This is a genomic window from Vibrio sp. LB10LO1, from assembly GCF_010092875.1.
GTDB lineage: Bacteria > Pseudomonadota > Gammaproteobacteria > Enterobacterales > Vibrionaceae > Vibrio > Vibrio campbellii.
Genome location: NZ_JAADJW010000026.1, coordinates 63,022 through 76,968, shown reverse-complemented (window position 1 = coordinate 76,968; position 13,947 = coordinate 63,022). Strand labels below are relative to the sequence as shown.

Annotated in this window: 13 protein-coding genes; 10 read left to right on the top strand and 3 right to left on the bottom strand. The window is 45.1% G+C overall.

All coding sequences use genetic code 11. From position 1 onward, the window contains the following. The first annotated feature begins 192 nt into the window (after positions 1–192). Positions 193–501 carry a DUF3622 domain-containing protein gene (locus GXP65_RS17805; RefSeq protein ID WP_005424867.1) on the top strand — a complete coding sequence of 103 codons (309 nt, stop codon included), beginning with the start codon at positions 193–195 and terminating at the stop codon, positions 499–501. Between the two features lie 88 nt (positions 502–589). On the opposite strand, the gene GXP65_RS17800 is transcribed toward GXP65_RS17805, so the two are convergent. Further along, positions 590–997 (bottom strand): hypothetical protein, encoded by a 408-nt coding sequence (locus GXP65_RS17800; protein WP_038891645.1) that lies wholly within the window; start codon positions 995–997, stop codon positions 590–592. Positions 998–1,166: 169 nt separating this feature from the next. After that, positions 1,167–2,237 carry a succinylglutamate desuccinylase/aspartoacylase family protein gene (locus GXP65_RS17795; RefSeq protein ID WP_005424857.1) on the bottom strand — a complete coding sequence of 357 codons (1,071 nt, stop codon included), beginning with the start codon at positions 2,235–2,237 and terminating at the stop codon, positions 1,167–1,169. 330 nt (positions 2,238–2,567) lie between these two features. Between GXP65_RS17795 and GXP65_RS17790 the strand changes: the two genes are divergently transcribed. Continuing rightward, positions 2,568–3,107 carry a DUF3332 domain-containing protein gene (locus GXP65_RS17790; RefSeq protein ID WP_038891647.1) on the top strand — a complete coding sequence of 180 codons (540 nt, stop codon included), beginning with the start codon at positions 2,568–2,570 and terminating at the stop codon, positions 3,105–3,107. An 84-nt stretch (positions 3,108–3,191) separates the two neighbouring features. Here GXP65_RS17790 and GXP65_RS17785 read toward each other — a convergent pair whose 3' ends face one another. Beyond that, positions 3,192–4,664, bottom strand: coding sequence for an aminoacyl-histidine dipeptidase (locus tag GXP65_RS17785; protein WP_162093383.1), 1,473 nt, complete (start codon positions 4,662–4,664; stop codon positions 3,192–3,194). Between the two features lie 1,032 nt (positions 4,665–5,696). On the opposite strand from GXP65_RS17785, the gene GXP65_RS17780 reads away from it, so the two are divergent. From GXP65_RS17780 to ribD, 8 genes are all read left to right on the top strand, one after another. After that, positions 5,697–6,986 (top strand): NCS2 family permease, encoded by a 1,290-nt coding sequence (locus GXP65_RS17780; protein ID WP_005424863.1) that lies wholly within the window; start codon positions 5,697–5,699, stop codon positions 6,984–6,986. Between the two features lie 406 nt (positions 6,987–7,392). Next, positions 7,393–7,857 (top strand): oxytetracycline resistance phosphoribosyltransferase domain-containing protein Tet(34), encoded by a 465-nt coding sequence (gene tet(34) / locus GXP65_RS17775; protein WP_005424848.1) that lies wholly within the window; start codon positions 7,393–7,395, stop codon positions 7,855–7,857. A gap of 89 nt (positions 7,858–7,946) precedes the next feature. After that, positions 7,947–9,194 (top strand): esterase FrsA, encoded by a 1,248-nt coding sequence (frsA, locus tag GXP65_RS17770; protein ID WP_045370427.1) that lies wholly within the window; start codon positions 7,947–7,949, stop codon positions 9,192–9,194. A 118-nt stretch (positions 9,195–9,312) separates the two neighbouring features. Next, positions 9,313–9,702, top strand: a complete 390-nt coding sequence (gene crl / locus GXP65_RS17765; protein WP_005424873.1) for a sigma factor-binding protein Crl — start codon at positions 9,313–9,315, stop codon at positions 9,700–9,702. A gap of 122 nt (positions 9,703–9,824) precedes the next feature. After that, entirely contained in the window at positions 9,825–10,964 is a 1,140-nt protein-coding gene (gene proB / locus GXP65_RS17760; protein WP_005424865.1) for a glutamate 5-kinase, read from the top strand. 17 nt (positions 10,965–10,981) lie between these two features. Next, positions 10,982–12,232, top strand: a complete 1,251-nt coding sequence (locus GXP65_RS17755) for a glutamate-5-semialdehyde dehydrogenase (RefSeq protein WP_162093382.1) — start codon at positions 10,982–10,984, stop codon at positions 12,230–12,232. A gap of 127 nt (positions 12,233–12,359) precedes the next feature. Then, positions 12,360–12,809 (top strand): transcriptional regulator NrdR, encoded by a 450-nt coding sequence (nrdR, locus tag GXP65_RS17750; protein ID WP_005424846.1) that lies wholly within the window; start codon positions 12,360–12,362, stop codon positions 12,807–12,809. A gap of 7 nt (positions 12,810–12,816) precedes the next feature. Beyond that, positions 12,817–13,941: a bifunctional diaminohydroxyphosphoribosylaminopyrimidine deaminase/5-amino-6-(5-phosphoribosylamino)uracil reductase RibD gene (gene ribD / locus GXP65_RS17745; protein WP_162093381.1), complete on the top strand. Its 1,125-nt coding sequence runs from the start codon at positions 12,817–12,819 to the stop codon at positions 13,939–13,941. The last annotated feature ends 6 nt before the right edge of the window (positions 13,942–13,947 follow it).

Below are 13,947 nucleotides of genomic sequence, written 5' to 3'. Positions count from 1 at the left end.
GTCTCCCGTCTCCCGTCTCCCGTCTCCCGTCTCCCGTCTCCCGTCTCCCGTCTCCTATAAAAAACTTGCAGCGTTTCGCTAACTTTTATGCTCTAATACCGCGCTTACCAAGGGATGGTGTTAAACAGCTCAGCTTAGATGGAGTTATCAAGTTGACCGAATCCCTGATTAATCCCTTAGGAAATGAAAGAAATGGCTAAAAATCCAAAATTTGCTATCCGCGTAACTGAAAAACGTAACGGTTGGAGCGCAGAGATCACTCGTCAGGTGACTTCTCGTAAAGTAGTAGTATCAAAACGTGAAACTGGTTTTGACAGCGAAGAGAAAGCACAAGCTTGGGCTGAGCAGGAACTAGCAGGTTTTGTACAAAACCAAGTAGTTCGTAACGAGCGTAAAGCAGTACAACGTCAAGAGCGTGAAGCAGAGCAACTAGCGGCAAAAGTTCGTAAAGAAGAAGCTCGTAAAGCTCGTGAAGCAGACGTAGACACTGACGAAGAATAATCGCAGTGTGTTTGATGGTGATTGGAACCATCGACAATGAATTTGAAAATGCCCCGAGTTTATCTCGGGGCATTTTTATTTGCGGTATTTATAGGCAATCAGAGGATATTGAGAGTTTGATTGAATTTCCTGATGAAGCCGTATTGTACGCATGATCTTTGCGAAGCTTTTTAGGTGTGTGAACGGGCTGCAAATCAATGTGGCGTAATCCATCTGACAAATCGGTAGCTTCACCGTAGTCGTAATCTCTTGCCTCGGTAATCTCACCTTTTGCATATTGGCATCCAGTAGGTGCTTCATCGTTTTTCCACGCAATCATATCTGGCTTAGCATCAAGATTTAAACCATCGTGGACTTTTTGAGCATAGTGATCTTCGATTTGATGTTGGTTGCTTTGTTCTTGTAAGTACTCAGCAATCTCTCCAGATGGTTGAGCGTGAGCTAAGCAGGGCAAGATGGCTCCTGCAATAAGAAGTTGTTTATAAGTATTATTCATAGTGGTTCACAAGCAAAAGGAAGATACCCTAGTTGTGAATGAGAATTATTGCAATTGATTTGTTGTGTGAATGCTTTATGTAAACTTCTGGTCCAACCTTTTGTTTTTAAAAGTATGGATATAAAAAAGCCCAGATTGTCTATCTGGGCTTAAGTTCATTCGTTGAGAATTATTGCTGAGTTTCTAGCGGTATTTGGCCAGTGGTCACTTGGTCGACATCAAACTCAGTTAGCTCTTCAATATAGCTCTCTACCGTCTGCTCAACCATCTCGTCGTCTTGCTTGAAGTAAGCGATATGGAAAATAGCATCACCTTCGTTAACGAGTGGCAGTGTTTGCTGGCCAATAACGATACCGCCTTTTGGTGCCAACAGCTCTAGTTCGTCATGGCCAAGCGGTGAGCTGATGTAAGCGAGCGTTTCGCCTTCTTCTACTTTATCACCTAAGTTCACGACAGTGCGTAGGATGCCGTTGCCAGATGCGCGTACCCAGCTGGTGGATTTGGCAATGATTGGCTCTGGCAGCTTCTTACGGCTCGCACGCAGCATGCCGATCGCTTGCATGACACGTTGAACACCTAATACACCAGCGCTGATCGACAGTGGATCAAAGCGCAGTGCTTCACCTGCTTCATACGTCAAAACAGGGATATCGCACTTTTCAGCTTCACTGCGCAGAGAACCGTCACGTAGAGCAGAGTCTACGATCACTGGTGTTGCAAACGCTTTTGCGATACGCAGTGTTTCTGGGTTGCTCAAGTTCGCACGAATTTGAGGTAGGTTAGTACGGTGAATTGCACCCGTGTGAAGATCCAAAATGTAGTCACAACGTTTAGCGATGTTATTGAAGAAACCATGCGCCATACGTGATGCCAACGCACCTTTCTCACTACCTGGGAAGCAGCGGTTTAGGTCACGGCGGTCTGGTAGGTAACGCGATTTATGGATAAAGCCGAACACGTTTACGATAGGTACAGCAATCACAGTACCTTTCAGCTTTGCTGGATCCAATTGGTTGATCATCTGACGAACGATCTCTACGCCATTAAGCTCATCACCATGGATCGCCGCATTCACCATTAGCACTGGACCTTCTTGTTTACCATGGATGATTTCCACTGGAATAGAAAGCGGTGAGTGCGTGTAAAGCTGTGCAGCTTCAAATTCGGTTTCTAGTCGTTGTCCTGGTTGTACTTGATGCCCGAGCAGCTCAAATACTTTGCTTTTTTTACTTCTGGCCATAAACCATCTCTGTCAAATACGTTATCAACAATGTAACAACTGGTTCAAAATCACACTAATCATTCTTCTTAATGTCACGAACAATAATTTTTGTTGAAAAGATTAAAAATTCACCAAATGTATGGCTTGTGTAAGTGTATTTGGCAATTTCTTGTGTTAATTGAGTAGCTGTACGCTGTGTTTTAAGTTGTCATATTCATCACAAAAATAAGGCTGTTTTAAATTTAATACTAATATTTTTTTCGAGAAAAACTGTCTTTTACCTATGGTTTTTATCCGCTAATATCCTCGCCGAATTTTTGACCTAATACTATTTAACTAGAGGTTATAATGAAAAAGGCGATCGCTAAAATTGGCGCACTAACTGCAGTGGCAGTTTCTCTTTCTGGCTGTGTAGGCAGCAACGCAGTAACGGGTTACGTTATGGGCTTCAACTTGAAAGCTGTTGACAACCGTTACGCTCGTGGTGGTCTAAACATGCTAATGGCGCCAGTTTACGGTGTTGCTATTGCGGCTGACTACATCGTGTTCAACTCTCTAGAGTTCTGGACTGGTAAAAACCCGCTAAACGGTAAGCCACACATCTTTGATAAGAAGATGGACACTTACATCGACGTAAACCACCAGTTAGATAAATCACTAACAACAGCACCAGTTGGTCCTCTAACGAACAACCGTGTTATCGAGCAAGGTCAGATGCAACAGATCGACGAGAACACAGTTCAAATGGACATCACTTACAACAACGGTGAAAAAGCAACACTTATGGGTGTTCGTGAAGGTGATTTCGTGACTTACTACATCGATGGTGAAGTAGTTGCTAAGACTTCTATGGATGAGCTAGCGGCATACGCGCAAACTCGTGCATAATGTGCGAAGTGCTTTTAATAGCAAGCTCGCAATAAAAAAGGGTGCCTCGGCACCCTTTTTCGTATTTATGGAATCTGTTTAGGATTACGCTTTTTCTGGAATTGCTTCTAGAAGTGCAACCATTTGATCCCAGAACAGTTGAACGGTATCAATCTTCACTTTCTCATCTGGAGAGTGAGGGAATTTGATGGTTGGACCGAAAGAAACCATATCCATGTTCGGGTAAGGTTCTTTAAATAGACCACACTCAAGACCCGCGTGGATAACCATGATGTTCGGCTTGTGACCGTAGATGCCTTCATACATATCACGGAAGATTGCCATGATCTCTGAATCTGCATCAGGTTTCCAACCAGGGTAAGCGCCAGAGAAAGCGATCTGTGCACCAGCTAGTTCTGCTACTGATTGAAGCATACCTTCAACTTGGCTACGACCTGAGTCGATCAATGAGCGAATTAGGCATAGAACCGTTACTTTGTTCTCTTCTGTTGTGATAACGCCAACGTTAAGTGACGTTTCAACCACACCTTCAACTTCATCACTCATGCGCATTACGCCGTTTGGACAAGCATTCAACGCAGCGATGAAACGTTGCTGGTCTGCAATCGCAAACACTTGTGCTTCTGTTGCTACTTCTTCATTGAAAGTCACGATGTCGGTTTCAACTTTACCAAGCTCAGTTTTTAGTAACTCAGTGTAGTAGCTGAATAGCTCTGCCAGCTTATCTTGATTCTCTGCTGGTAGAGCAACGGTAACGAAGGCTTCACGAGGGATAGCGTTACGTAGGCTACCACCACGGAACTCAACAAGACGAAGATCCAATTCTTGTGCGTGACCTGCTAGGAAACGGCCTACAAGTTTGTTCGCGTTGCCACGGCCAGTGTGGATGTCACAACCAGAGTGACCACCTTTTAGGCCTTTCAGCGTTAACTGACGAGTCACAAAACCTGCTGGGATGGCATCACGTGTAATGTCGAATGTCATTGCGCCGTCGATACCGCCAGCACAACCCATGTACACTTCGCCTTCTTGCTCTGAGTCAGTGTTTAGAAGGATGTCGCCTTCCAACCAGCCCGCTTCAAGACCGAATGCACCTGTCATGCCAGCTTCTTCATCAATCGTTAACAGTACTTCAATAGGGCCGTGTTTGATTTCAGTAGAAGCGAGAACCGCAAGACAAGAAGCCATACCAATGCCGTTGTCCGCACCAAGCGTTGTGCCTTTTGCTGTTACCCACTCGCCATCGATGTATGGTTGGATAGGATCTTTTGTGAAGTCATGATCAGTATCTTCATTCTTTTGCGGCACCATGTCGATGTGCGCTTGAAGAACAACGCCTTTTTTGTTTTCCATGCCCGGCGTCGCTGGTTTCTTAATGAACACGTTGCCAGTTGGATCGCGGCGTACGTCAAAACCCTGCTCTGTCGCCCAAGTAACAATGTACTGTGCTAGTGCTTCTTCATGTTTAGAAGGGTGAGGGATTGAACAAATCTTATCGAAAAACTGCCAAAGTGGAGCAGGTGATAAGGTACTGATTTCAGAATGGAATTCAGACACGGAAGACTCCTTTGATGTGCTTTGCCAAATTTAAACCGTAAATTTAATGAGTGTTTAGCAGTAAATGCTAATCGGTATTGGCTTGGAATTGCCCTCAGCATACCACCACAAAAGCCGTTCTAGTAGTTGTGGTGAAAAGGATTTGCCCTTGAACTGTCACAGATTATGAACACAACCTAATACGCTAATGCAACGCTCTTAGTATGAATTGAAAGTTTGTTTAATTTTTAATTTACTAAACTGTAATTTAATTACAGTTAATTCTTGATGAAGATCAATTTATCAGGTTTTTGTGATTCTTGTCACTAAAATGCTTGTAATTAAATTTCTCAGTGGTATATTTGTAACCAGCTTCTGAGAGAAGAATGAAATGCTCAAAGGATGAGTCCGTTTATCGCCTCCAAGGAACCGAGAAATCAACCAAATTAACAGTATTAATTGATTTAGAAGGTGATATTTATGAAAGGTTTACCAAGTGCAATGTTCTGGAACAGCAAATCTGTTTACACCGGTAACTTTGTATACCCAACAAGCTTTGGTTACTAATTGAAGCCAACGCATGTGACTCGAACAAGTTTGTTCACCCCTATAAATTGGAATTTTTTTTCAGTGCATAGTGCTGACATGATTCACCGCCACTCAAATTGAGTGGCGTTTTTTTATCTGCAGTATCAAACTTCGACTACTTTCTCGCCACCAAGCTTCCATTCTACTAACGCATCTTCAACTTATTTCATTTTCTGACTAATTTTGTGGGTATTTAACGTCCAAAACCTCAGGTTTACGTTTGAAAGTTTAATACATTGCTCAGTTTGTACACGTTGAGCCGAACAAAATACAATTCTGTTAGTTGTTGTTTATTAAGATCTAAATTCTTGCCTTGTTTAAAACACTAGCGAATAGGTTTCATATCCAGCGAAAAAAATCCCATTAGAGTGAAAATTCTATCTGGAATTTGTTATTTGATAACTTTATAATTCGAGCCAATCGATTACGCAACCGTTTACTTTTTACCTTTTACAGGATTCGATCATGCTCGAAAGGCTCTTTAAACTTAGTGAAAATGGCACCAACGTGCGCACTGAGATCATCGCAGGTGTCACTACCTTCCTAACTATGGCTTACATCATCTTTGTAAACCCAGCTATCCTTGCGGATACTGGTATGGATCGTGGTGCCGTGTTCGTTGCGACGTGTCTTGCTGCAGCGATTGGCTGTTTCATCATGGGCTTGGTAGCAAACTACCCAATCGCTCAGGCGCCTGGCATGGGCTTAAACGCGTTCTTCACTTATTCTGTTGTGTTGGGCATGGGTTACACATGGCAGGTAGCTTTAGCTGCTGTATTTGTCTCTGGCTTGCTGTTCATTGTCTTGAGCGTGTTCAAGATTCGTGAGTGGATCATCAACTCGATTCCTCTTTCTCTACGCACTGGTATCTCTGCTGGTATCGGTCTGTTCCTGGCGTTCATCGCACTGAAAAACGCAGGCATCGTAGTAGACAACCCAGCAACGCTAGTTTCAATGGGTAACATTACGTCATTGCAATCGGTACTTGCTGCGATTGGCTTTTTCATGACGATTGCGTTGGTTCACCGTGGTGTGAAAGGTGCGGTTATGATTGCTATCTTAGGTGTGACAATTCTTGGCCTTATCTTCGGTGACGTTCAGTGGGGCGGTATCATGTCGACTCCACCAAGCATCGCACCAACCTTCATGCAGCTAGACTTCTCTGGTTTGTTCGAAGTTGGCATGATCTCGGTAGTGTTTGCTTTCCTATTCGTTGACTTGTTCGACACTGCAGGCACGCTAGTTGGTGTTTCGCAAAAAGCAGGCCTAACTGATGAAAACGGCAACATTCCTCGTCTAAACAAAGCGCTACTTGCTGACTCAACAGCAACATCAGTGGGTGCGCTACTAGGCACATCAAACACGACTTCATACATCGAGAGTGTTTCTGGTGTTGCAGCTGGTGGCCGTACAGGTCTCACGGCTGTGGTTGTTGGTGTATTGTTCCTTCTAGCTCTATTGTTCTCGCCACTAGCGGGTATGATTCCAGCTTACGCAACGTCTGGTGCGCTATTCTACGTAGCAATCCTTATGCTTTCTGGCCTTGTTGGTATTGACTGGCGTGACCTAACAGAAGCAGCGCCAGTGGTAGTAACGTGCTTGGTAATGCCTCTGACTTTCTCGATTGCAGAAGGTATCACGCTAGGTTTCATTGCTTACGCTGCGATTAAGTTGTTTAGTGGTAAAGGCCGTGAAGTGTCGATGAGCGTGTGGGTGATGTCTGCAATCTTCATCGCGAAGTACATTCTGGGCTAATTCCCGTAATCTTAAAAAGCCAGTGTGAGCCAAAACTCACACTGGCTTTTTGTTTGCGAGTTGTTTGAGAAAGAATTGTTTGAGAACGGATTGCTTGAGAACGGATTGCTTGAGCAAGGATCGTTTGAGAACGGACCTTTTAAGAACGAATCGTTTGTGACTCGTTTCTAAGTGAATTCATTCACTTCTCTGTTTTGTGTTGTTCACCGAATTCGATTTTTCTGCGTAATAGACGGAGAAATTTGATATCAGCGTTGGTATTAGCCATGGCTTTCGGTAGAATAATCGTTTGCGTAGCTTGAAACCCCCATTTCCTCTGGTGTGGAAAGTTTAGTTTGTTGAGTCCAATTCAGCGCCATCAACTAAGCAGAGGGGATGCATATTTTGAAATTATTAGGTTATTACAATGAGTAAAAAATTCATTATCACTTGGGATGCGATGCAGTCTTACTGCCGTGAACTGGCTGAGAAGCAAATGCCAGCTGAGCAATGGAAAGGTATTTGGGCGGTAAGCCGTGGTGGTCTAGTTCCTGGTGCAATCCTAGCGCGTGAACTGGGTATTCGTCACGTTGATACTATTTGTATCTCTAGCTACGACCACGATCACCAGCGTGATATGACAGTAGTTAAAGCACCAGAAGGTGACGGCGAAGGTTTCCTAATCGTTGAAGACCTAGTAGATAGCGGTGACACAGCACGCAAGCTACGTGAAATGTACCCGAAAGCGAAGCTTATCGCAGTATGTGCTAAGCCTGCAGGTGTTGAGCTACTGGACGATTACGTAGTAGACATCGCTCAAGACACTTGGATCGAGCAACCTTGGGATATGTCTATCCAGTTTGTTGAGCCAGTGAATCGCAAACAAAAATAAGTTTGCACAAGAATATTGAGAAATGCCCCTTTATAGGGGCATTTTTTTTATTATTATTACGCTATTGCAACCAGCTTAGAGTTCTTCCTATGTCAGAAGACGTCAGTAAAAACCTTTCCGAAACTTTGTTCGTGAAACACAAGCAAGCGAAAGAAACCTCTGCACTTACTCAATACATGCCGACCAGCCAAAAAATTCTTGATGAGCGAGAAGAACATGGCGAGCGTGCTTGGTATCGTCATTTGAGACGTCTTCAATGGGCGTGGCAAGGGTTATCACCGATCGAAATGGAAGCGGTTCTCGCTAAAATTGCATCATCGAAGCACTCTCGCACCGAAGATAAGTGGCTCGATACCGTTATGGGATACCACAGTGGTAACTGGGCATTTGAGTGGATCAAGCTGGGTATGGAGCACCAACGTCGCTCGAATGAGATGAAAGGTGAAGAGGCGGCAGATGAGCTGTTTACCGCTTCGTTATGTTTCAGTATCGCTGGCTATCCGCATTTGAAAAACGACAACTTGGCGACGCAAGCGCAAGTACTCGCGAACAAAGCCTACACCGAAGGTTCTGAGAAAACGCAATATGTGATCAAGCAGATTGAGATTCCGTACCAGAAGCGCAAGATCATCGCGAACTTGCATCTGCCACGCACCGACAAACAGTTACCGGTCGTGATGGTGAGTGCGGGCTTGGACAGTTTACAAACTGATATGTGGCGTTTGTTCCGCAATCACCTTGCGCCAAAAGACATTGCGATGTTGACCATTGATATGCCTTCGGTTGGTCATAGCTCGCATTGGCCTTTGACGGAAAACTCCAGTTGCCTTCACCAAGCGGTTTTGAATGAGCTGTTCTCACTGCCTTGGGTTGATCATCATAAGGTAGGTTTGATTGGTTTCCGCTTTGGTGGCAATGCCATGATTCGTCTTTCTTTCGTTGAGCAAGAGAAGATCAAAGCGTGTGTTGCTTTAGGTGCGCCAGTGCATGATGTGTTTACTTCTCCGAAGAAGTTGCAGCAAATGCCGAAGATGTATCTAGATTTACTCGCTTCTCGCTTAGGTAAAAATGCTGTCGACATCAATAGCATGGCAGGCCAAATGATGGCGTGGTCTTTGAAGGTGCAAGGCTTCCTGACCAGCCGTAAAACCAAGGTGCCTATTCTCGCCTTGAGCCTAGAAGGTGACCCAGTTTCTCCTCATAGTGACAACCAACTTGTTGCACTGTTTAGCCAGTATGGACAGGCGAAGAAAATCAGTTCCAAGACAATTACAAAAGGGTATGAGCAATCCCTCGATTTAGCCATAAAGTGGTTGGAGGAGGAATTATTAAGGTGACAAAGCTCCTAATTTAGTTAAGAGTGATATATGTGAGCAAAAAATAAGCTCATGATAATTAAAAATAATAATCATTCTTGGATAGCTAAATATCCTTACTATGGAAACGGAGATTCTTATGTCAGAGACGACACAGGGACCGACTCACTTTCGCTTGATGTCAAAGTTGAAGGCAATAGGTCCATACCTGCGCGAACCACAATCACAAGAAGGTCACTACTATTTTGACTGTTTATCAGTCTGTGTAGACGATAAAAAGTCACCTGAAAAACGTGAATTTTGGGGCTGGTGGATGGACTTGGAGTCCATCGAAGGTGGCTTTACGGCAAAATACCATATTGGTAAATACAACAAAGAAGGGGATTGGACTTCAGAACCACTACCCGCCAAGGTGACGGAAGAAGTGTACCTGACGCAGAGTACCTTCCACCAGAAGCTGACAGACACAGTAGCTGAGCATTTCAAACTGGAAGTGGAATATCACACTGAATCGTTTGATTTCGCCTAATTTGGCTGTTTTCCTCCTCGATAAGACAAAAAGGTGCGTTTTCGCACCTTTTCTGCTTGTTAAATCCCCATTTGATTGCTAAAACATCCACTCTTTATTTGTTTTTCATTTCAGAAGACATCATGACAACGAATCAACAGAATGCAGTTGTTTCGCAACCACAGACCGTCGTTGTGAAACTGGGTACAAGTGTGCTGACAGGCGGCACTTTGGCGTTAAACCGTGCTCATATGGTAGAGCTGGCTCGTCAATGTGCTGAGCTAAAAAAACAAGGCCATTCAGTAGTAATGGTTTCGTCTGGTGCGATTGCAGCAGGCCGTGAGCATCTTGGATACCCCGCACTGCCCAACGAGATGGCGAGCAAACAGTTGCTTGCTGCTGTGGGCCAGAGCCGTTTGATTCAAACATGGGAGTCTTTGTTTGGCATTTATGGCATCAAAATTGGTCAGATGCTGCTAACTCGCGCGGATTTGGACGATCGCGAGCGTTTCCTAAATGCGCGTGACACCATCAATGCTCTGGTTGCAAACGACATTATTCCTATCGTGAACGAAAACGATGCGGTAGCAACCAACGAGATCAAAGTTGGTGACAACGATAACTTGTCTGCTTTGGTGGGGATTTTGTGTGGTGCAGACAAATTACTGCTGCTAACAGATCAAAAAGGTTTGTTTACCGCAGACCCTCGTAAAGATCCAAATGCCGAACTGATCAAAGAAGTGAAAACCATCGATGATACTTTGCGTAAGATTGCGGGTGGTAGCGGCACAACGCTAGGTACTGGCGGCATGGCAACTAAGCTTCAGGCGGCAGACATCGCTCGACGTGCAGGCATTGAGGTGATTATCGCAGCAGGTAGTGCACCAAATGTTATCTTTGACTCATTGAGCTCAGAGCCACAAGGCACGCGTTTCCTTCCTTGTGAAGAAGCGCTAGAAAACCGTAAACGCTGGATCTTAGCGGGCCCTGCGGCATCTGGTGACATCATTATTGACGATGGCGCAGTGAATGCGGTTGTTGGCAAAGGTAGCAGCCTGCTTGCAAAAGGCGTTATTAAGGTAAGCGGTGACTTTGCTCGTGGCGAAGTGGCGCGCGTAACAAACTCTCACGGCAAACTGGTTGCTCGTGGTATCAGCGCCTACTCAAGTGAAGACCTCGCGAAAATCGCCGGTAAGCACAGTAAAGATATCATCTCTATTTTGGGTCATGACTACGGCTCAGAAGTGATTCATCGCGATGATCTTGTCGTCATCCAAGAATAGAAATTGAGGGAAGCAACGTGGATTTAACGAATATGGGTAAAGCTGCCAAAGATGCAGCTTTCGAATTGGCGACAGCGTCAACCGCACAAAAGAACCAAGCACTAGCGATCATTGCTGATGAGCTAGAAGCTAACGCAGCAACTATTTTGGCTGCAAACGCAAAAGACATCGAACTGGGCCGCGAAGCGGGTCTTACCGATGCTCTACTTGACCGACTTCTATTGAACGAAGAGCGTCTAACAGGCATTGCCAATGACGTGCGTAACGTAATCAGTCTAAATGACCCTGTGGGCAGCGAGATTGACAGCAAAGTGCTAGAAAACGGCATGTCTCTGTCTCGTCGTCGCGTACCACTTGGTGTGGTTGGCGTGATTTACGAAGCGCGTCCAAACGTAACCATCGATATTGCTGCACTGTGTCTAAAAACAGGTAACGCAAGCATCCTTCGTGGTGGCAAAGAGACGTTCTTTTCTAATATGGAATTGGTAAAGGTTATTCAATCTGCGCTAGCGAAAGCGAACTTGCCAGCGGCTTCTGTTCAATACATTGAAAAGCCAGACCGCGAGTTGGTTTCTCAACTGCTGAAACTAGACGATTACGTCGATATGATCATTCCACGTGGTGGCGCTGGTCTACACAAAATGTGTAAAGAGAACAGCACCATTCCAGTGATCATTGGTGGGTTTGGGATTAGCCACATTTTTGTTGATGAATCAGCGGATCTAGAAAAATCATTGAATGTTGTTGAAAACTCAAAAGTTCAACGTCCTTCAGCATGTAACTCGTTAGATACTCTGCTTGTTCATGAAAAAGTGGCAGCGCAATTCCTAGCAATGATTGTAGATCGCATGAACGACAAAGTGACCTTCGTTGCGGAGCCAAAAGCAAAAGCGCTCATGGCGCAAGCAAAGCAAATTCGTGATGCGGGTGAAGGCGATTTTGATACGGAATGGCTAAGTTACACGCTTGGTGTAAAAGTAGTTGCTGATGTGAAAGAAGCGATCAATCACATGCGTGTTCACAACGCGAGTCACTCAGATGCGATCATGACTAACAGCCTAGAAAACTCAGAGTTGTTCATCAACTCAGTGGGTTCTGCCGCAGTCTACGTCAATGCGGCAACACGCTTTACGGATGGTGCTCAGTTTGGTCTTGGTGCAGAAGTAGCGGTATCCACTCAGAAACTGCATGCACGTGGTCCTATGGGCTTGGAAGAGCTAACCAGCTACAAATGGGTTGGTAAAGCAAACTACCTAGCACGCAGTTAACAGAAAACGTCTGATATTGATTGAAAAAGGGGCAGTAGTGCCCCTTTTTGTTTTCTCTAACATAGCAATTCCGCTACACTAGTCTTGCTTTTGGGACGAACCCAATCGCACGCTATTTGGAGGTGATATGCATTGTCCTTTTTGTTCTGAGAACGATACAAAAGTAATTGATTCCCGCTTAGTCGCTGACGGCCATCAGGTTCGTCGTCGTCGCCAGTGTCTTGCATGTAGCGAACGTTTTACTACGTTTGAAACGGCAGAGTTGGTGATGCCGAAAGTGATTAAGTCAAACGGCAACCGCGAACCCTTCGACGAAGACAAGATGGTCGGTGGTATACAGCGTGCCCTAGAAAAACGTCCAGTGAGTGCCGATTCTATCGAGCTAGCGATTAGCATGATTAAGTCACAACTACGTGCCACTGGTGAGCGTGAAGTACCTAGCGAGATGATTGGTAATCTAGTTATGGACCAATTAAAAGAGCTGGATAAAGTCGCTTATATCCGTTTCGCATCGGTTTACCGCAGCTTTGAAGACATCCGTGAATTTGGCGAAGAAATTGCTCGCCTAGAAGACTGATTGAATCATGGCTCAACAATCTCTCTCTTCAGAATTTACCTCTCAAGATTTTGAAATGATGTCGCGTGCGCTCAAGTTAGCGAAGCGCGGCATTTATACAACGGCACCTAACCCGAATGTAGGCTGTGTTATTGTCCGTGACGGTGAAATAGTTGGCGAAGGCCATCATCACCGTTCAGGCGAGCCTCATGCCGAAGTCCACGCTATGCGTATGGCGGGGGATAAAACCCAAGGTGCGACAGCTTACGTAACGTTGGAGCCTTGTTCTCACTATGGCCGCACGCCACCTTGTGCTGAAGGGCTCATCAAAGCCAAAGTCGCACGCGTTGTCTGTGCGATGGAAGATCCCAACCCGAAAGTCGCAGGGCGCGGTTTTCAAATGCTGCGTGATGCAGGGGTAGAAGTTCAGGTCGGCTTGTTAGAAAGCGAAGCTATTGAACTGAACAAAGGCTTCATCAAATTCATGCAAACGGGCATGCCATACATTCAGTTGAAAATGGCAGCCAGCCTCGATGGGCAAAGTGCACTCAATAATGGTCAGAGTCAATGGATCACCTCCCCAAAGGCTCGCCAAGATGTGCAGCGTTATCGTGCATTGAGCGGTGGGATTCTCTCAACCAGCAAAACTGTGATTGATGACAATGCGTCATTGAATGTTCGCTGGGAGGATTTGCCAAAAAGCGTGCAAACGCAATATCCCCAAGAAGATGTCCGTCAGCCTCCGCGCGTTATTTTCGATCGCCAGTCTCAACTTAGTGATGATCTAAAGCTATTCAATACTGACGGTGAGCGTATCATTGTCAGCCAAGGTGGCGATATGGCCCCTGAACTGGATGAAAACGGCCAAATTGACTTAGCGGCAACACTAAGAAATGTAGCAAGCGAATACCATATCAATCACTTGTGGGTCGAGGCAGGAGCGACGCTCGCGAGTTCGTTAATCAAAGCTAACCTTGTAGATGAACTGATTGTTTATCTTGCACCCAAATTGATGGGCAGCGATGGACGAGGCTTGATTGGTGCACTTGGGTTAACTGAGATGGCCCAAGTTATCGATTTAACTATTACCGATGTTCGAATGGTGGGTGTGGATATTCGCATTACCGCAACCGTCAAACGCAACCAAAGCTAGAAAGAA